We start from the raw sequence: 18,547 nt of genomic DNA on the forward strand, positions 1-18,547 counted from the left end.
TGCGGCCGGCCCCGTCATTGTGACAGGCCGGCCGGATACAGTGGCGGCAAACCTGCTGTGTCGGTCGGGGCCACCTGACGGTTTCTCAGGTCTTCCAGGCATCTGGTCAGCTCTTTGGTCACCAGGTCGCCATGGGATGGTGAATGATTGGAGAACAGCCTTTCCTGAAATCGCCCGACCGCTTTCGCCAGGCCCGGGTCCCCGCTAAAGTCGATGACATCCTCCACAGTGACGAAACCCTGACCGGGAAATCGCAGTCTTGTCCATTTCACCATGAGCCCGGTGGTCTGGGCTGAGAGGCCATCAATGGCCGCCTTGAGCGTGGCGAAAGCCTGTTGTTCGCTTGCATCCTCCGGATGACTCTCGTGATGTGCTGGTGTATTCCGCTTGCGGGAATACCACCACAATCCTGCCGTGGCCAGCCACAAGACTGCCAGAACGAGGCTGGAGATGAACCAGGGTGACACCCCGGCCGCGCCAGATGGCATCGTCACGGTTGCCTCCGGCAGCGAGTCCGGCGTTGGTCCGGACTCCGATAAGGGCGCGGCGACCACGGCGCTTCCACCGGCGATGGCGTAATGGCGTGGTGGCAATTCCGCATATTCGAGCTCGTCGGTCTGGGTGTTCCACCAGGGGATACGGATTGCGGGCAGCACGGCTTCGCCGGATTGTACCGGCACCAGGGCAGAGACCTGCTGCAGGGTAGAGCGCAGGCCGTCTGTGGTGGTTTCCGTGTTTCTCAGTGGCTGTTCCGGGTAACTGCGGATGGCATCGGGTACCGCCTGGGGCAGTGCCGGCAGGGCTTCGGACGGCAGGCCAACGGCTTCCAGTGTCAGTTTTCGGTTCAGGTTGGCGCCCGCCTGAAGTTCACCGGAGGGTGGCAGTCCTTCATCGGTCAGGTTCAGTTGGCTGGCTGGCAGCCAGGTTTGATTGGCGGGATAGCTTTCGGGTACCGGCTTCACCCGCACGTCAAAGAGCTCCTGGCGGTCTCGCAGAAAGCGGAGCTGGCCGGAGGCGTCACGGGCTTGCCCTTCAAAACGGATCGGGGACAGCGTCAGTTCGCCCGGTTGTTGCGGGAAAATGGCATAGCGTCGCTCTACCACCCGGTAGCGAACCCCGTCGCGATAGCGAGAGTATTCCCGTTGTTTGCCCAGGGGCTCAATGATTGCATCGGGATGTTCGGGTTCCGACAGCTCGCCCCGTATCAGGTTTCCCGAGAAGAACAGCTGGATAGTCAGTACCAGTTGTTCCTGAACATACACTTCGGCTTTATCCGCTGCCAGCTCGATAAAGCTGTCCCTGGCAGCGGCGGGTTGATTGGGCGGGGTGCCGTCGGTTACCTCGACCGTGACCGGGGATGAGCTGGCGTCCTTGAAAGTCAGCTCAGGGATAGTCAGGGTGCCGGTGCGGGTGGGGGCCAGCTGGTAGGTCCAGGTGATCTCGCCGACCATTTCATTGTTGACCGTTTGCACGCTGTAGCGCTGATTCCGCGCAAGAATCTCGAAATCCGGTTCGACTTTCTCGATATCCGGTGATGGCAGCTGAGACAGATCGAAGTTGAACAGGTTGTTCAGGTTGATGTCGATTTTCATCGAGCCTTTGACCGTCAAGGTAAGCACTTCCCCCTGATACAGTCGGGTGCGATCTGGCTCCACCGATAGGGTGTCTGCCAGGGCCGGGGCGGCTATCAGCAAAACGAGTAGCCCAAGATGGCTGATGGTTGTGAGAAAGCGTTTTACCATGGTGTGTCGCCCTCGTCCGCTGTGGTCTGACGTTGTTGGTGTTGCTGCAGGAATTTGCGCTGCAGCAGTCCGCCGGGGTTGTCGGGTACGCGCCTGAGCCACTGTTCCTGGCCCTGGGTGAGCGGCTGTTCGGAGATGGCTGCCGGTGCCTCGGCGGTTTGCTCGCCGGTGTCCTGCTCTGTGTTCTCGGACGGTTCCTGCGGGTCGCCCTCGGCTGTGTCCGGTTCGGGCTCGCCATCGCTGTGATCGGTGTCATCGGGCTGATCAGCATCTGGCTGCCGGGATTGGCCTGGGTCATTGCCCTGATCGTTCTGTTCCGATTCTGAACCTTCGCCCTGCTGTGAATCCTGGCTCTGGTCACCGGAACTGTCTTGCTGGTCCTGATTATCCTGGCTCTGATCACCGTTTTGCGAACTTGAGTCCTGCTGTTGTTCCAACAACTGTTTGATCAGTTCATGGTTGGCCCGGGCATCTTCGAAGTCGGGCTGATCATTCAGGGCTTCTTGGTAGGCGTCGAGAGCCTGCTTCAGTTGCCCGGCCCGGGCCAGGGCATTGCCACGGTTGTAATGGCCAGCGGCGCCAGGTTGGTCTGCAAAGGCCTGGGCGGCGTCATCGAATCTTCCATCGCGGTACAGGGCGGAGCCCCGCCAGCCTGGTTTCTGGAGTAGATCAGCGGCCCGTGCCGGGTTCTGCTCGATCAACTCCGGACCTCTCTGGTCCTCTCGCTGCCAGAACCCGCCCCAGTCAAATGCCATGGCCGGGCGGGGAGTCAGGGCCAGGGGCAGTATGGCCAGTGCGCAGACGGCAAACGCCCCTTTTCTCCAGCCCAGCAGTAACAGGGGCAGTGCAAGCCACAACAACCAATAACCATCATCCTGCCAGCGGTTAACGGTCATACCATCCTCTCCCCGGGACCAGGCATCACTAACCTCGGGTTGCAATCGCAGTTGCCGGATGTCGGTGTCACCCAGAGTCAATTCGTGGCTGAAACCACGGTTTTCCCGGGCCAGTCTGGCAAGGCTGTCCGGATCGGCCCGGGTGATGACAATATTTCCGTTATCCCTGATGAAGCCTCGTTTGGCCAGGGGAATGGGACCACCCTCCCGGGAGCCCACTGCCAGGGTATTCAGGCTGTAAGGAGTGCCTTGCAACCGGGCGCGGATATCGCTGTGGTGGCGGGCCGGTACGTCATCAGTAATGAGCAGAATCCGACCTTGGCCCGGCGCCCCCTGTTCCAACAGCTCAACAGCGCGCCTGATTCCGAGGTCAGCCCGGTTGCCCTGGGCGGGCATAATGGTTGGCTCCAGCACGTTGAGCATGGCCTCGATGGTGCGGCGATCTTCGGTCAGAGGGGTCACGACATGGGCATCACCGGAATAGACCAACAGGCCGGTCAGGCCTCCTTCCCGGACACCAAGGATGTCCCGGATCTTGCGCTTGGCCAGAGTCAGACGGTCTGGTTCAACATCCGTGGCCAACATGGATAACGACAGGTCCAATACAATCACCAGGCTGTCTTCGGGCTGTTTCAACGGCGTTGGTGCCTGGCGCCAACTGGGGCCTGAAAGTGCTATCGACAGGGCGAGGATGCCGAGGCTGAGTGGCAGCAGGGGAGAGATGGTCCGGGCTCCGGGTTGCTGGCCCTGGCGACGGATCAATGGGTTCAGCAGCGCTGGCGGGATGTATTGCTCCCAGCCAGTAACGCCTTGCCGGAGCCGATGGCGCATCAGGTAAAGCAGGGGAATGGTCAGCGCCAGCAGTAGCCAAAGTGGGCGGATCAGGTGAAAATCAGCCATGGTCTGCCTCCTGATTATCCGCCTTGCGCCTTAGACCCGCGCCCAACCGTGTTGCCAAGAGGATAAGCCATAAGCCAATCGCTGCGCTGGCAGGCCAGACATAGAGTTCGGTGACGGGGCGATAGAATTGCCCCTCCTGTTCAATGGGCTCCAGTTGGTTGATGCTGTCGTAGATCATTTCGAGTTCCGGCAAGCTGCGGGCCCGGAAGTATCGCCCGCCGGTCATCTCGGCCATTCGGGTCAGCAGGTCTTCGTCCAGGTCGCGGGAGGGGTTGACCCGTCGGGTTCCCAGCAGTCCTCGCTGGACCATGGAATCCGCTCCGATGCCGACGGTATAGACTCTGACTCCGGCTGCCTGGGCAATCTCGGTGGCTTTGTCCGGCGTAATCTGGCCAGCTGTGTTGGCGCCGTCTGTCAGCATTACCACCACCCGTTGGTCCTGGGGTCGGTCACGCAGTCGTTTGACTGACAGTCCGATGGCATCGCCGATGGCGGTGGCCCTTCCGGCCATGCCTATGCCGGATTCATGCAACAAGGTGCGTACGGTTTCCCGGTCAAAGGTCAGGGGAGCCTGCACATAGGGTTCAGTACCGAACAGGATAAGCCCGAGCCGGTCACCCTCCCGGTGGTCAATAAACTCATCGAGTACTCGTTTTACCGCCTCCAGCCGATCGATGCCACGACCGTGCAGGACCATGTCTTTCTCATCCATACTCGGGGAGATGTCCACCACCAGCATCAGGTCGCGACCACTGACCGGCATCTGGATCTGCTCGCCAACATGCTGGGGCCTGGCGATGGCCACAACCAGACACAGCCAGGCCAGCAACAACAGTAGCTGCCGCCATCGCGGTGTTGCCTGACCACTGCTGCTGACGCCGGGCAACCCGGAAAGCCAATGGCCGACAGGAATCACCGGTGCGTCGCCAGCCTGCTTGCCATGCCGGCGGACCATCAGCAGTGCCGGTAGCAACGCCAGTAACAGAAGCCAGGGGTAGGCTAGGCTCATCATAACTGCGCCTCCAGCCATAGGGTGGCGAAATCCAGCGCCTGATGTGGGTTGGCCGTTGGGTTGGGTTGCCAGGTGCTGATCACCATGGCTTCCACCACTGGCCGAGAGGCAATCCGGTTGCTCGGCGCGGTTGCCAGCAAAAAGGCGATCCACTGCTCGCCAGACATGGCTTGCGGATTCTGTCCGGGGTGGCTCCGCCGCGCCACCCGCTTCAGCAATGCATTGAGTTCACTGAACCAGTCCGGGGTTTTGCTGGCACGGGCTTCAAGATCGGCCATCAGACGACGGGCTTCACGGCGCCATGCTGTATGTCGGCGTTGTCGGCGCCAAAGAATCACCGCGGCCACAAGGCCAGCGGCGCATAGCATCGCCAGAAGCCACCAGCCAGGTGCCGGCGGCCAGATTCCGCCCGTGTCCGGAAGGTGGATATCCCGTAGTTGGGCCAGTGGATCCTGTTCGTTCATCCGATACGACCTCCCGGACCCAGCAAGATACGCAGTGCGGCGGCAGGTTCCTGTTGAGTCAACACCGTGGCTGCCTGCACCCCGGAGGTGCGGAAGCAGTCGCCCAGTTGCTGTTCATGGGTGGCTACTTTTTCGCGCCATGCCCTCTGGAAGGCCGGGTTGGAGGCGTCGAACCAGATGGGGCCATCCGGGCCTGCAACGGCGAAACGCCCGCTAGTTGGTAACTCATTTTCCAGAGGGTCAAGAATACGGATGGCGCTGACGCTGTTGTGCCTGGCCAGTGCGCCCAACAGGCTGGTTGTTGTGTCTGTTACCGTCATGAAATCGCTGATCACAAAAATCCGACTGCCGGTATGGGCCACCCGGCGGGCCTCTGCCAGTGCGGTATCAAGCCGGTGTTCGTTAGCGGCGGACGGGGCGGGCGGTGAGTCCGACCGGTGCTGCAGGCCGGCCAGCTGGTCCAGCAGGCGCAGTACCGACTTCTGACGCCGTGCCGGGCGCAGTACTTCCAGTTTCTCGCTGTTGAACACCAGCCCACCTACCTGGTCGCCGGCCCACAACGCCAGCCAGGAGAGCAATGCTGTGAGCTGGGCACAACGTACCTGCTTATAGGCGCCGGCACTGGCGAAAAACAGGGTTGGGCCCAGGTCAGCGATCAACAGAACCGGTCGCTCCCGTTCTTCTTCGTACAGTTTGGTATGGGGAGCCTGACGCCGGGCGGTTACCCGCCAGTCGATACTCCGGATGTCGTCCCCGGGCTGATACTGACGAACTTCGGAAAAGGTCATTCCACGGCCTCGCTGGCGAGATTGCCGGAGGCCAGACTGGCGGGACCGCACCGGCCGTGCCGAAGGCAGCTTCAGTGCCCGGGCGTCAGCCTGGAGCCGCACCAGCTCTTGCAAGGTGATGTGGGTGGCGGGAATTGCGTTAACCATGCTGTCGTTACTGCCTCCTGCTGCAGGTAACTTCAGGCTGTCACCGGAACCTGGTCAATCAGTCTCTGGAGCACGGTGTCTGCGGTCATGCCTTCAGCCTCGGCTTCAAAGGTCAGCAAAATCCGGTGCCGAAGCACATCAAAGGCCATGGTCCGAACATCGTCTGGTGTGACGTAATCCCTGCCGTCCAGCCAGGCCAGGGCGCGGGCGCAGCGGTCCAGCGCAATGGTGCCGCGGGGGCTGGCGCCGAACGCGGTCCAGCGGGCCAGTTCCGGGTCCAGGCTGGCGGCATCCCGGGTGGCAAGAATCAGGGCTAACAGGTACTGCTCGACCGGTTCTGCCATGTAGATGTCCGATACCGCCTGGCGTGCAGACATCACCTGATCCTCTGTTAGACGAATGTCTACGTTCGGGATTCCCTGACGGTAGTCGCTGCGAGCAAGGTGCAGAATCTGTCTCTCGGCATCGGCAGACGGGTAGTGAATCACCACATGCATCAGGAAACGGTCGAGTTGGGCTTCCGGCAGCGGGTAGGTGCCTTCCTGCTCGATCGGGTTCTGGGTGGCCATCACCATGAACAGTTTGGGTAATGCGAAGGTTTGCATGCCAACACTGATCTGGCGCTCACCCATGGCTTCCAGCAGGGCGGACTGAACCTTGGCTGGTGCGCGGTTGATTTCATCGGCCAGTACCAGGTTGTGAAAGATGGGCCCGCGCTGGAACTCGAACAGGCCCGTCTCAGCCCGATAGATCTCGCTGCCTGTGACGTCGGAGGGCAGTAGATCCGGGGTGAACTGGATACGGTGGAAATCACCCTCAAGGTGGTCGGAGAGTGCTTTTACGGCGGTGGTTTTGGCCAGGCCGGGGGCGCCTTCCACCAGTAAATGGCCATCAGCCAGCAAGGCAATCAGCAGCCGGTCTACCAGTTTCTCCTGGCCGATGATGCGTTTTGCCAGTTGCTCACGGAGGTCACCAAACGTTTGCTGTAACGACATGAAATTCTTTGCTCTTGGTTCTTGATAGTCCAGCGGGCGCGGGACGAAATTCTGCGTAAGTAGTTGCCGCAGTTTTGGTGTCTGGCCGGCAAAAATCAAGGGCTTGACTATGCTTATGTGACGATACCCTGATTACGTTTATTTCACACAAACCAGAGGTTGGATATGAATGCGCTGACAATCGCCAGCAAGGATCAGTTTTTTGAACAGTTGGCCGATGCGTTCTCAGAGAAGATTGCAAAGACCGAGGCGAAAAAGATCGCGGAATTCGCCCGACAGCATTATGCGCATGTTCCTCTAGAGGAATTGGTGAGTCGCCGGTTTTCAGATACCTATGGTGCGATGCTTGCGGCGTGGCAGTTTATCCAGAAACGTAATGCCGAGGCGACACCTGTTTCAGTATTCAATCCCGATCTGGAAAGCGACGGATGGCAGTCCACTCATACCGTCATTTTCATCCTGCACCCTGACATTCCGTTTCTGATCGATTCGCTACGAATTGCTATTAATCAGCGTGAGATCGGGACGCACTCCATTCAATATTCCATCCTGAATGTGCAGCGGGACAAGGATGGCAAGCTCAAGAAGTTGTTATCCACTAAAAAGGCGACGGCCGGTGCCGCCTACGAATCGTTTATTGTCCTCGAGATAGACCGGCACAGCGCGCCGGAAGATCTGCGTAACCTTGAGGATGCCCTGCAGAATGTGCTCCACGAAGTGCGGATTGCCGTGGAGGATTTTCCGGTTGTCAAAAACAAGGTGAGTGAGATTCTTTCCGAACTCGAGGCCACGACGGCTGGCATCAGTGACGAAGGAAAGCAGGAGGCGAAGGCCTTCCTGCAGTGGTTGGTGGAAGATCACTTTACGTTCCTGGGCTATGACGAGTATGACTTCGCGAAGGACAAACAGGGCATGGTGGTCCGCCGGGTTGAAAATTCGGAGCTGGGCATTCTGAGGGTCAACAACGAACGCCCTGACAAGGTTCGCCTGAATGAGCTGCCCCAGCGAACCCGGCACGAGATGACCCGCACGGACGATATTTTCATCTTTGCCAAGTCGGCACAGCGTTCCCGGGTACATCGCCCGGCGTACCCTGATTATATCGCGGTCAAGAAATTCAACAGCAAAGGTGAAGTGGTTGGTGAGCGCCGGTTCCTGGGGCTGTACACCGCCAGGGTATACAACGAGCGGCCCGATGAAATCCCCCTGCTGCGCCGCAAATTCCAGAGTGTCATGAAGCGCTCCGGTTTCCTGACCGATGACTACGCAGGCAAGGAGCTGGAGCAGATACTCACTCTGTATCCCCGAGACGAACTGTTCCAGATTGAAACCGATGAACTGTTGCGGGTGGCCAAGAATATCCTGTATATCCAGGAGCGCCGTCGAATTGAGCTGTTCATGCGCGAAGACGTCTACGGCCAGTTTGTGACCTGTCTGGCGTTCTTTCCCCGTGATATCTACAACACCGAGCTGCGCTTGAAGGTTGAGCAGGTACTGCTGGACCGGCTGGAAGCGGAAGACATCGAATTCGTTACCCACTTCTCCGAATCGGTGCTGGCCCGTGTACAGTTCACCATCCGGGTGCCGCAGGTTGAAAACCGGCAGCTGCCGCTGGCGGAAATCCGGGACAAGGTCATTGAACTGGCGCAATCCTGGCGTGATGGCCTGTATGAGGCGCTAAGTGAAGCCTACGGAGAGGAATACGGTAACGAGATGTACCGGGTCTGGGCCGGTGGCTTCCCAGCGAGCTATACCGATATGTTCTCTCCCCGGCGGGCGGCTATTGATTTGGAACACATTGTCGCCTCGGCCCGTAACGATGACCTGGCCATGAGTTTTTACCGGGCGCTGGAGGAAGACGAGAGCACCTTGCACTTCAAGCTGTTCTACCCGGATGAACCGCTGCCCCTCTCGGATGTGATGCCGATTTTCGACAATCTTGGCTTTCGTGTCATCGGAGAGCACCCTTTCGAGGTCATCGACCGTACCGGCAAGACGGTATGGATTCACGATTTCACCCTGCAGGCTCATTCCGGCAGCGTGGTCGACATTCATCGCATTCGCCCGATCTTCGAGGAGCTTTTCCGCCGGGTATGGCACGGTGAGGCGGAGAACGACGCCTTCAACCGGATGATGCTGTCGTCCTACATGAGCTGGAGGGAAATCGCGCTGTTGCGGACTTACGCCCGCTATATGCGCCAGATCCGCTTCTCCAATAGTCAGACCTTTATCTCCAACACCCTGGTGAACCACGTCAATCTGACCCGGACACTGCTGGAGTTGTTTGAGATCCGTTTCAATCCGGACCGGTTCCAGAGCCGGGGCAAGTGCGAGGCAGCTCAGCAGAAGCTGGAAATTGAGTTCAATGCCGGCCTTGATGAAGTTGAGAACCTCAGTGAAGACCGGGTGCTGCGGCTGTTCATGGAACTGATGCAGGCCACGTTACGCACCAATTATTACCAGCCGGATGCCGACGGTCAGCCGAAGCCGTACATCAGCGTGAAGTTTGACCCAACCCGGATACCGGACATGCCGTTGCCCATGCCCATGTTCGAGATCTTCGTGTACTCGCCGAGGGTTGAGGGTGTGCACTTGCGTGGCGGTAAAGTGGCCCGTGGTGGCCTGCGCTGGTCCGACCGTTTCGAGGACTATCGCACTGAGATCCTGGGCCTGGTCAAGGCCCAGCAGGTGAAGAATGCCGTCATCGTGCCTGTTGGCGCGAAAGGCGGTTTTGTGGCCAAGCGCCTGCCAGATCCTTCGGACCGCGAGGCGTTCCAGGCGGAGGGTATTGCTGCCTACAAAACATTCATTCGCGGGCTGCTGGATATCACTGACAATCTGGTGGATTCGGCCATTGAGCCGCCGCAGCGGGTGATCCGTCACGATGACGATGATCACTATCTGGTGGTTGCTGCGGACAAAGGCACGGCGACCTTCTCGGACATTGCCAACGGATTGGCGGCCGAATACGGCTTCTGGATGGGCGATGCGTTCGCCTCCGGCGGCAGTAATGGCTATGACCACAAGAAAATGGGCATCACTGCCCGGGGTGCCTGGGTGTCGGTTGAGCGGCACTTCCGCGAAATGGGCATCAACCCCGCGGTAGACGAATTTTCCGCCATTGGTATTGGCGACATGGCCGGCGACGTTTTCGGTAATGGATTGCTGTGCTCCGAGAAAACACGGCTGGTAGCGGCCTTCAACCACATTCACATTTTCATCGATCCCAACCCGGATGCTGAAAGGAGCTTCAAGGAGCGTAAGCGGCTGTTTGAGTTACCCCGTTCAGCCTGGACCGACTACGATGCCAAGCTGATTTCCAAGGGGGGTGGCGTATTCAGCCGGAGCGCCAAGTCCATTCCGGTCAGCCCGGAGATGAAAAAGCTGCTGGGTATCAAGGCCGACCGTGTTCCGCCCAATATGCTGATTAGCCACATTCTTAAGGCGGAAGTGGATCTGCTTTGGGTGGGTGGTATTGGCACCTATGTGAAATCTGCCTCTGAAAGTCACTCCGATGTAGGCGACAAAGCCAACGATGGCCTTCGGGTCAACGGCGGTGAGCTGCGCTGCAAGGTGGTCGGAGAGGGCGGTAACCTGGGCTTTACCCAGCTCGGGCGCATCGAGTACGCCTTGAAAGGCGGTCGGCTGAATACCGATTTCATCGATAATTCTGGCGGTGTGGATTGCTCGGACCATGAAGTGAACATGAAGATCCTGCTCAATCGTGCGGTCGCCATGGGCGATCTCACCGGCAAGCAGCGCAATATCATGCTCGAAGAAATGACCGACGATGTTTCCGCATTGGTGCTCAAGAATAACTACCGCCAGACCCAGGCCATCAGCATTGCCAGTATCGATACGGCGCCACGCCTGGAAGAGTATCGCCGGCTGATGAATACCTTCGAGGGGCAGGGCAAGCTGAACCGGGATCTGGAGTTTCTGCCGGACGACGAAGCGTTGTCCGAACGCAAACTGGCCAAGAAGGGTCTGACCCGACCTGAATTGTCGGTGCTGATTTCCTATGTCAAAGGCGACCTGAAGCAGACCTTGATTGACAGCGACCTGCCGGATGACCCGCTGCTGGCCGGGGAAATGTACAAGGTGTTCCCGAAGGAACTCACCAAGCGGTTTTCCTCGGAGCTTGGCGAGCACCAGTTGCGGCGGGAGATCATCGCAACGCAGATTGCCAACGATATGGTTAACCACATGGGTATCACCTTTGTCGAGCGGCTGAACCAGTCAACGGGCGCGGATGCGGCATCCATTGCCCTGGCCTGGATTATTGCCCGCGACGTCTTCCGCATTGACAACTGGTGGGACCGCATTGAAGCACTGGATTACCACGTGTCCGCCAGTTTGCAGATAGAACTGATGCAGGACCTGATGCGCCTGATGCGACGGGCTGTGCGCTGGCTGCTTCGCAATCGCCGCGCAGAGCTCAATATCCAGAGCCATATGGAACGCTTTGCCGACAGCGTCTGGGCGATTACGTCCAGCCTGCCAGAGTACCTGGGTGAACAGGCTTGTGCCGTCTGGGAAAAACGCCATTCGGACCTGGCCAGTGCGGGCCTGCCAAAAGACCTTGCCCAGGTACTGGCTGGTACCGGGTATCTGTACTCATCCCTGGGCATTATTGAAGCTCAGGAGGCAACCAGTATGCCACTCAAGACTGTGGCCAACCTCTACTACGACTTGGGTGAGCGGCTTGATCTGAACTGGTTCGCCAACTCCATTGCGGTGCTGACACCGAATTCCCATTGGCAGGCGCTGGCCCGTGAGAGCTTCCGGGAAGATCTGGATTGGCAGCAACGGGCCCTGACGACGGGCGTCCTTAAGCTGGCCAGAAAACCCGAGGATGTCATGGACAGTGTGGACGCCTGGCAGGTGAAGCATCAGCCCATGATTGATCGCTGGAAAGCCATGCTGGCCGAGCTGAAGAGTGCCCGGGAGCCCGAATACGCAATGTTTTCAGTGGCTTTGCGGGAGCTGTTGGACCTGGCCCAGAGCACCATGCATCAGTCGCCCGAAGACGCCAAGACCAACTGACTATTGCGTTATGCCGTTGATTCCCGTTCAATCCCGGGCGGGAATCAATGCCGGGAGACGTGTGAATGCCACACCTGCAACATTTATTGGAGAAAAACCGTGCCTGGGCAGACGGTATCAAAGCGGGCGATCCGAAGTTTTTCGAGCGCCTGAAAAACCAGCAGGCACCGGAATATCTCTGGATCGGGTGTGCAGACAGCCGGGTGCCGGCCAACCAGATTGTCGATCTTATGCCGGGGGAATTGTTCGTCCACCGCAATGTGGCGAACGTTGTGGTGCATACGGATTTTAATTGCCTGTCGGTGCTTCAGTTTGCGATTGACGTGCTGAAGGTCAAACACATCATGGTTGTTGGCCACTATGGTTGCGGTGGGGTGCGTGCAGCGCTGCTGAACGAGGGCTTCGGCCTAATTTCAAACTGGCTGCGCCATGTACAGGATGTTCGGGACCGCCACCAGTCCGTTCTGGATGCCTTGCCGACGGTTGAGGACCGGGTGGACCGCCTGTGCGAACTGAACGTGTTGGAACAAGTAGCCCACGTGTGCCAGAACAATATTCTCCTGGAGGCATGGCGCCGTGGCCAACCCCTGACCGTTCATGGATTTGTCTACGATGTGGCTGATGGCCTGCTGCGCGACATGGGGCTGGCGATCACCGGTGAAGAGGAGCGGGAGAAGGTTCGTCAGAAAAACCTTCAGGCGCTGGTGGAGCGACCCGTTCGGTCAGGTCGTCAAAAAACATGACACCTTAAATGTCAAAAAGTGTCAAAGAATCGTGACGAGCGTCACTTGTTGACCCTTGGCGTCATCACAGATGGTCACCCCTGTGTTTGGTACAGTAGTTACTGTAGTAATGAGGGAGGTGACCATGAAAGAACTGATGCAAAAGGCGCTGAGTGCAATCGAAGCTCGCAGAAACGCGGCCACGACCATGAGCAGTAATCGGCAGGACAGCAAGCGAAGCGAACCCCGCCCCCAGGAAGACTGGGGAATGTCACCGGAAGATGCACTGCGTGTCGGCACCGTTGCTCGATACAAGTAAGGCCTTCACCAGGTGCCCACTGGTGTTCTGATTTACTGCTCCGTTTCCCTTTCTGATAAAGCCCTGATGTGCCGCGATGGCAGACTCAGGGCTTTTTTCCGGTTAGCATAACGCCTTTTACGATCTCCAACGGGCTTGCTATCCATGTCTGCACTGACCAATACCCACGACGTTCTTCTTCGTAACCGCGATCTGTTACAGGGACGGCTTGCCTTACTGGGTGTTACCGAGCCTCTTGTATTGTCCCAATGTGGTGACAGTGGCCTGGCCATGAGTGAGCATGCGGGCGTATACAGCGCACTGGCACAGCGGTCTGGCTGGAAGGCCTGTTTTGGCTACGACACCGATGGTCTGGCCGCCGCAGATTACGACACGGTTGTGGTTTTTCTGCCCAAGGCCCGGGCGGAGCTGGCTTTGCGCCTGACAATGGCTCGGTTTCTGGGTTGTGAAGGCGCCAGGTTGGTGCTGATTGGCGAGAAGAAAGAAGGCATCGGTGGTGCGGTCAAACAGTTCAACGAAGTGGCTTCCGATACGGGCAAGGTGGACAGTGCCCGGCATTGTCAGGTCTGGGTCGGCACCAATAGTCAGCCCCTGTCGGTGTTTGATGTTCGTGAATGGATCAGCTGGAGCCAGCTCGAGTGTGCAGGCGTTGAAATCGCCGTGGCTGGACTGCCGGGGGTATTCAGTGAAGGGGAGCTGGATGCGGGCACGCGGATGCTGCTTGAAACCCTGGCGGAGTCGCCCTTGAAGGCTGAGCGCGTGCTCGACTTTGCCTGTGGCGCCGGCGTGATCGGTAGCTGGTTGCAGGGCTTTGCCAAACGGCAGGGGCGCTCACCGGTGACAGTGGACGGCGTGGATGTCCAGGCCCAGGCTGTGCTTTGTTCCGAAGCCACCTATGCCAGGGCAGGCCTGGATGGCCAGATCTACGCTGCCGACGGGCTTTCGACCCTTGAAGGGCGGTGGCAGGCGGTAGTGACCAATCCGCCGTTCCACAGCGGGGTCAAAACCGACACGTCCATGACCGAGCAGTTTCTCCGGGATGTGGCTGGTCACCTGGTGCCCGGAGGGGAGTTGCGACTGGTGGCAAACAGTTTCCTGCCCTATGAGGGCGACATCCAGCGGCATATCGGGCCGGTAGAGCGACTGGCTCAGGATCGTCGCTTTACGGTTTATCGGGCTTTTCGCCGCGCCAGTGCCGGGTTGCGCCCATAAAAAAAGCCCCTGGGGTAAGGGGCAAAAGTGTATCTCCGGAAAAGTGCCGTTCGTCCGGGCATGAAGAGCCGGACTACGTAACCGGAAAGGGTGTTCGGCGTGAACAGTTTTAACTTAGGATTATTTTCTAGAGTAAACAGCCTAAAACCGGTCATTTTCATCAAACCTGAAACAGAGTGCCCAAAATGACAACCGCAACGTTAGAGTTCTCTGCTGGTCAGCGAGTGCTCTGTCGCCCCGGCGTGAGTGACCCGAACTTACGTGCCTGGGATGCAGCGGATGAGCTGCTTCTGGATGAAGCCATACGCCGAGTGCACGCTAGCGATCGTGTATTGGTGGTGGATGACCAGTTTGGCGCACTTACGCTCGGGTTGTCTGACTACGCACCGGTATCGGTGGCAGACAGCGCAGTTCTTGAGGGTGCATTGAGCACTAACGCCCCTTTGAATCCGGGTATACCTTCCCCTGCACAGCTGGCCAGTTGGCTGAATCCACCGCAGGGGCCCTTTGACCTGATCGTCATGCGTGTGCCGCGTCAGAGTGAATACCTGGCGTGGCTGCTGCGCTGGGTGAATTCCGCACTGGCAGGCAATGGCTGCCTGCTTGCCGGGGGCATGATCAAGCACCTTCCAGATCGCAGTGTTGACGTATTTGCCGAAGCCATGCCCACCGAAGCCGTTCTGCCAGCCCGCAAAAAGGCGCGTGTTGTGGTCTGTCGCCGGGGAGAGGCAAGCCTGGCGGGCTGGTCAGGGCTCTGGAAAGGTTATTCCGTTCCGGACGTTCCAGTCGCCGTGGAGGCCATGCCTGCGGTGTTTGCCCGGGACCGTCTGGACATTGGTACCCGTGAATTGCTGCCACTTGTAGCCCCTGCCGTTGCCCGGCTCCCAAAGGGTGCCCGGATACTGGATTTGGCTTGCGGTAACGGTGTTCTGGGGTTGGCGGCACTGGCCTGCCGCGACGATATCCGTGTGGAATTTGCCGATGTGTCCGCCCAGGCTGTGGCGAGTGTACGGCATAATCTGATGCGTTGCGGGTTTGAAGCAAGGGCCAGCGTCTGCCATTCCGACGGCGTCGACAGGGGCGCGGGAAACTATCAGCTGATTCTGCTCAACCCGCCGTTTCATGAGGGTGGGGTAGTAGGCGATCACATCGCCTTGAGGCTATTCCGGGATGCTGCCCGGCACCTGGAACCCGAGGGCACCTTGTTGATGGTGGGGAATCGCCACCTGGGGTATCACCGCTCCCTGAAACGCTATTTCAGCAGTGTGGTACAGCGGGCGGCAAGCCCGCGTTTCGTCGTTTTTGAAGCCTGCCTGTGAACCCTCAGCTCCCGGCTGTCGGCGGCCGGTCGTAGCCGAGCCGGGCCAGGGTGTCTACGATGGTCTGGGTCTGGCTGTCTACCTCAATGTTCACCCTTTGCCCTTGCTCAGCGCTTCCGAACGTGGTGGCGCGCAGGGTTTCCGGGATCAGGTGCACGTTAAACCGGTTCTCCTGAACCTCGCCGATGGTCAGGCTGGCGCCGTTGATGGCGATATAGCCTTTCGGGAACACGTACTTTTGCCACTCTGAAGGAAGTTCGAACCACAACGTTACGTTATTCTCTGGCCGAACGATGTCCACCAGGGTAGCCGTGGTATGAATGTGGCCGCTGAGCAGGTGGCCGCCGATCTCATCGCCAATGCGAGCTGCCCGTTCAAAGTTTACTGTGTCTCCGGGGGATAGCTCCCCAAGTGTGGTCAGGCGCAGGGTTTCCTGCATGGCGTCAAAATAAAGGTGGGTTCCGTCCTGTCGAGTGACCGTCAGGCAGGTTCCGTTAATGGCAACCGACGCCCCGATGGTCACGCCTTCAACCCGTGCCCCTGGAAAGTCGACTACCAGAGTATTCAGGCCCGGTGATGCAATAATCTCGGTGACTTTGGCGATACCCTGAACAATACCGGTAAACATAGTGGTGCTCCTGAACCCTGATGTGATCGAGCAAGGATACCGGTGGCCGGTTCGGTTGCCAAGAAAGCCCGCTGAACAAGCGTCGGCAAACAGGACATTCAAGAAACAGTCGTATTGGCCGATACTTGCAAAAGGAACGAACCGATAAGGTGGCCTCATGGCTGAGCAAACAGCAAAGAACCTGACAGACGATGCCAACGCTCCGGGCGCGGTCCTGAGGCCGGGCCGTGCGGCTGATCCGGTGCCCGACGCTGCGGGGTCTGCCCTGAACTCGGCTCAGCGCACTGCGGCTCTGCAAGCATCAGAGGCGGCGCGGTCGGAGTCTGATCGAACCCCGGAGCCCGCCGAACAGGAGGGGGGTGATGAGCAGGACAACGAGGCGGGGCGCGAGTCACAGGGTGACATAGAGAAAGCGCTGGCGGAATCAAAGCAGCGCAAGCTAAGACTGATGCTGCGCCAGTGTGATCGGGTGCTGCTGATGGATTTCGACCTGTTGTCGATGTCTGACTGGCCAACCAACTATCAGATGGCTGCCGCCCGCCGGAGTCGCGACCTGTGGGTGTTCAGTGCACTGGTGGCCGCCACCATTTTTCTCTCCGGGCTCACCGGTTTCATCCCGGCCTGGATTGCCGGTGGTGGCTTTGGAGCCTTCGTTATCATCCTGTTGCTGGGAGTGCCGATCATCCGGCGGATCTACACTGAGAAGCCGTCCTATCTGGACCTTGTGGTTAAGCGGCAGCGCCTGCTGCGTGATGCCCGGAAGCACGTGGAGCATCTGGAAGGCAAGGAGGGGTTGGTTTGGCAATGCGCCAGGATGGCGGAGTATAACCCTGCACTGAAGCATCCCAGGTTCAGCGATATTATCCGCTTGAGTGAACAGCGGGTTCTGGCCAGGCAACTTGTCCGGCGGGAGTATGTGCGCCTGTATCTGATTTACATGCTGGAAGCAGAAAAGGCGTACAGCCGCGTTCAGCAGGCGTTTTTCGATGGTAATCAGGAAGCCATCGATAAGGGTTGGCAATCGGTTGCCGCGGTGCCGGCCGAGCGAACTTGACATGGCGGGTCTTCAAACGTATGTTTCAAACAGACGTTTGCTAGAGGCACTGAAAACAACATGGCGCAGTCTGATACCGTTGACCGCATACTCGACGCTGCTGAGGAGCTGTTTGCCGAGCGGGGGTTCTCCGAAACATCACTCCGGATGATCACCAGTAAGGCTAAAGTAAATCTGGCCGCTGTCAATTATCACTTTGGGTCTAAAAACGCGTTGATCCACGCGGTTTTTGCCCGATTTCTGACGCCATTTTCGGCGACTCTGGAAACCGCCTTCGACGACCTGGAAGAGCGGTGTGACGGCAATCCCCCCACGCTAAACCAGACCCTCTGGGCGCTCACTGAGAGTGCCATACGGATGCCCCAGCGCAATGAGCGTGGCATTTCCATCTTCATGCGCCTGTTGGGGCTGGCTTACACCCAGTCCCAGGGCCATCTGCGAAAGTTCCTGGAGCAGGAATACAGCCAGCCGTTTGGCCGGTTCATGCGACTGCTCAAAGAGGCTACGCCGGAACTCACCGCCGTTGACCGTTACTGGCGCATCCAGTTCATGCTGGGAGCCACGGCGTTCACCATGTCCAGCAGTGATGCTTTGCGGGATATCCTGCAGAACAAACTGGGTGTTGAAACCTCCGTGCAGGAGATTGCCGCCAGGCTGGTGCCATTCCTGGCAGCCGGCATGCAAGCGCCCGATAAATTGCTGACTCCGCCACCTGAGAGCAAAGTCTCTGTTGCCTGAGGTTCCCCGCCTCGGGTAGGCTTCCCTCTGGTTTTTAACCGGAGGGAGCCGTGCCCCCTGTACACACACCATCCAGCCTGATCTCGCACATTGAGATTTCCATCACCGACCAGACCCTGGTGCTGGTGGATTCCAGCGGGCAGGCGTTAGCCCGTTACCGGATATCCACTGCCCTGAATGGTCCCGGGGAGCGTAACGCCAGCGGTTGCACACCTCGCGGTGAACACTATGTGCGGGCCATGATCGGCCGCGGCCTGCCGCTGAACACGGTGTTTATCGCGCGCAGGCCCACCGGTGAGCGCTATTCGCCGGAGTTGGCCGCGGCGCACCCAGACCGGGACTGGATCCTGTCCCGAATTCTCTGGCTGTGCGGCCGTGAATGGGGGCGTAATCGTGGGCCAGGGGTCGATACGTTTCGCCGCTTTATCTACATCCATGGCACTCCGGATACCGAGCCTATGGGCGTTGCCCGCTCCCATGGATGCATTCGCATGCGCAATCAGGACGTTGCGGACCTGTTTGACCGCGTTGCGCCGGGCACACGGGTCTTGATTCTTTAATTACT

General features: G+C 58.8%; 15 protein-coding genes. 8 read left to right on the forward strand and 7 right to left on the reverse strand.

All coding sequences use genetic code 11. From position 1 onward, the window contains the following. Positions 1-14: 14 nt before the first annotated feature. The 6 genes from FIV08_RS06815 to FIV08_RS06840 are packed head-to-tail and all read right to left on the reverse strand — an operon-like array spanning position 15 to position 6,944. Complete coding sequence (locus FIV08_RS06815; RefSeq protein ID WP_152437780.1) at positions 15-1,742, reverse strand: BatD family protein; 1,728 nt, start codon at positions 1,740-1,742, stop codon at positions 15-17. Continuing rightward, entirely contained in the window at positions 1,736-3,538 is a 1,803-nt protein-coding gene (locus FIV08_RS06820; protein WP_152437781.1) for a VWA domain-containing protein, read from the reverse strand. The genes FIV08_RS06815 and FIV08_RS06820 overlap by 7 nt, the downstream gene beginning before the upstream one ends. Further along, on the reverse strand, positions 3,531-4,550 hold the full coding sequence (locus FIV08_RS06825; protein ID WP_152437782.1) for a vWA domain-containing protein: 1,020 nt from the start codon (positions 4,548-4,550) through the stop codon (positions 3,531-3,533). Before FIV08_RS06825 ends, FIV08_RS06820 begins: the two co-directional genes overlap by 8 nt. Beyond that, the gene (locus tag FIV08_RS06830) at positions 4,547-5,014 is read right to left on the reverse strand and encodes a DUF4381 domain-containing protein (RefSeq protein ID WP_152437783.1); all 468 of its coding nucleotides are present in this window, start codon (positions 5,012-5,014) and stop codon (positions 4,547-4,549) included. The genes FIV08_RS06825 and FIV08_RS06830 overlap by 4 nt, the downstream gene beginning before the upstream one ends. Beyond that, positions 5,011-5,949, reverse strand: a complete 939-nt coding sequence (locus FIV08_RS06835) for a DUF58 domain-containing protein (RefSeq protein WP_152437784.1) — start codon at positions 5,947-5,949, stop codon at positions 5,011-5,013. Before FIV08_RS06835 ends, FIV08_RS06830 begins: the two co-directional genes overlap by 4 nt. Before the next feature lie 32 nt (positions 5,950-5,981). Continuing rightward, positions 5,982-6,944: an AAA family ATPase gene (locus FIV08_RS06840; RefSeq protein ID WP_152437785.1), complete on the reverse strand. Its 963-nt coding sequence runs from the start codon at positions 6,942-6,944 to the stop codon at positions 5,982-5,984. A gap of 165 nt (positions 6,945-7,109) precedes the next feature. Between FIV08_RS06840 and FIV08_RS06845 the strand changes: the two genes are divergently transcribed. The 5 genes from FIV08_RS06845 (at position 7,110) to FIV08_RS06860 (ending at position 15,562) form a co-directional block, all read left to right on the forward strand. Further along, positions 7,110-11,990 carry an NAD-glutamate dehydrogenase gene (locus FIV08_RS06845; RefSeq protein WP_152437786.1) on the forward strand — a complete coding sequence of 1,627 codons (4,881 nt, stop codon included), beginning with the start codon at positions 7,110-7,112 and terminating at the stop codon, positions 11,988-11,990. A 65-nt stretch (positions 11,991-12,055) separates the two neighbouring features. Beyond that, complete coding sequence (gene can / locus FIV08_RS06850) at positions 12,056-12,733, forward strand: carbonate dehydratase (protein WP_061331843.1); 678 nt, start codon at positions 12,056-12,058, stop codon at positions 12,731-12,733. A gap of 124 nt (positions 12,734-12,857) precedes the next feature. Continuing rightward, positions 12,858-13,031: a hypothetical protein gene (locus FIV08_RS19695; protein WP_172972251.1), complete on the forward strand. Its 174-nt coding sequence runs from the start codon at positions 12,858-12,860 to the stop codon at positions 13,029-13,031. A 144-nt stretch (positions 13,032-13,175) separates the two neighbouring features. After that, positions 13,176-14,243 carry a class I SAM-dependent methyltransferase gene (locus FIV08_RS06855; protein ID WP_152437787.1) on the forward strand — a complete coding sequence of 356 codons (1,068 nt, stop codon included), beginning with the start codon at positions 13,176-13,178 and terminating at the stop codon, positions 14,241-14,243. Between the two features lie 185 nt (positions 14,244-14,428). Next, positions 14,429-15,562, forward strand: coding sequence for a class I SAM-dependent methyltransferase (locus FIV08_RS06860; protein ID WP_152437788.1), 1,134 nt, complete (start codon positions 14,429-14,431; stop codon positions 15,560-15,562). A gap of 4 nt (positions 15,563-15,566) precedes the next feature. Here the strand turns inward: FIV08_RS06860 and FIV08_RS06865 are convergent, their stop codons facing one another. Next, positions 15,567-16,190, reverse strand: coding sequence for a riboflavin synthase subunit alpha (locus tag FIV08_RS06865; RefSeq protein ID WP_152437789.1), 624 nt, complete (start codon positions 16,188-16,190; stop codon positions 15,567-15,569). 157 nt (positions 16,191-16,347) lie between these two features. Between FIV08_RS06865 and FIV08_RS06870 the strand changes: the two genes are divergently transcribed. Genes FIV08_RS06870 through FIV08_RS06880 form a run of 3 tightly spaced genes read left to right on the forward strand, consistent with a single transcriptional unit; the run spans position 16,348 to position 18,542 of the window. Beyond that, positions 16,348-17,244, forward strand: coding sequence for a hypothetical protein (locus tag FIV08_RS06870; RefSeq protein WP_106695436.1), 897 nt, complete (start codon positions 16,348-16,350; stop codon positions 17,242-17,244). Between the two features lie 60 nt (positions 17,245-17,304). Further along, positions 17,305-17,982: a TetR/AcrR family transcriptional regulator gene (locus FIV08_RS06875; RefSeq protein ID WP_061331848.1), complete on the forward strand. Its 678-nt coding sequence runs from the start codon at positions 17,305-17,307 to the stop codon at positions 17,980-17,982. A 50-nt stretch (positions 17,983-18,032) separates the two neighbouring features. Continuing rightward, on the forward strand, positions 18,033-18,542 hold the full coding sequence (locus FIV08_RS06880) for a L,D-transpeptidase family protein (protein ID WP_416376907.1): 510 nt from the start codon (positions 18,033-18,035) through the stop codon (positions 18,540-18,542). Positions 18,543-18,547: the final 5 nt, after the last annotated feature.

This window comes from Marinobacter sp. THAF197a (assembly GCF_009363275.1).
Lineage (GTDB): Bacteria > Pseudomonadota > Gammaproteobacteria > Pseudomonadales > Oleiphilaceae > Marinobacter.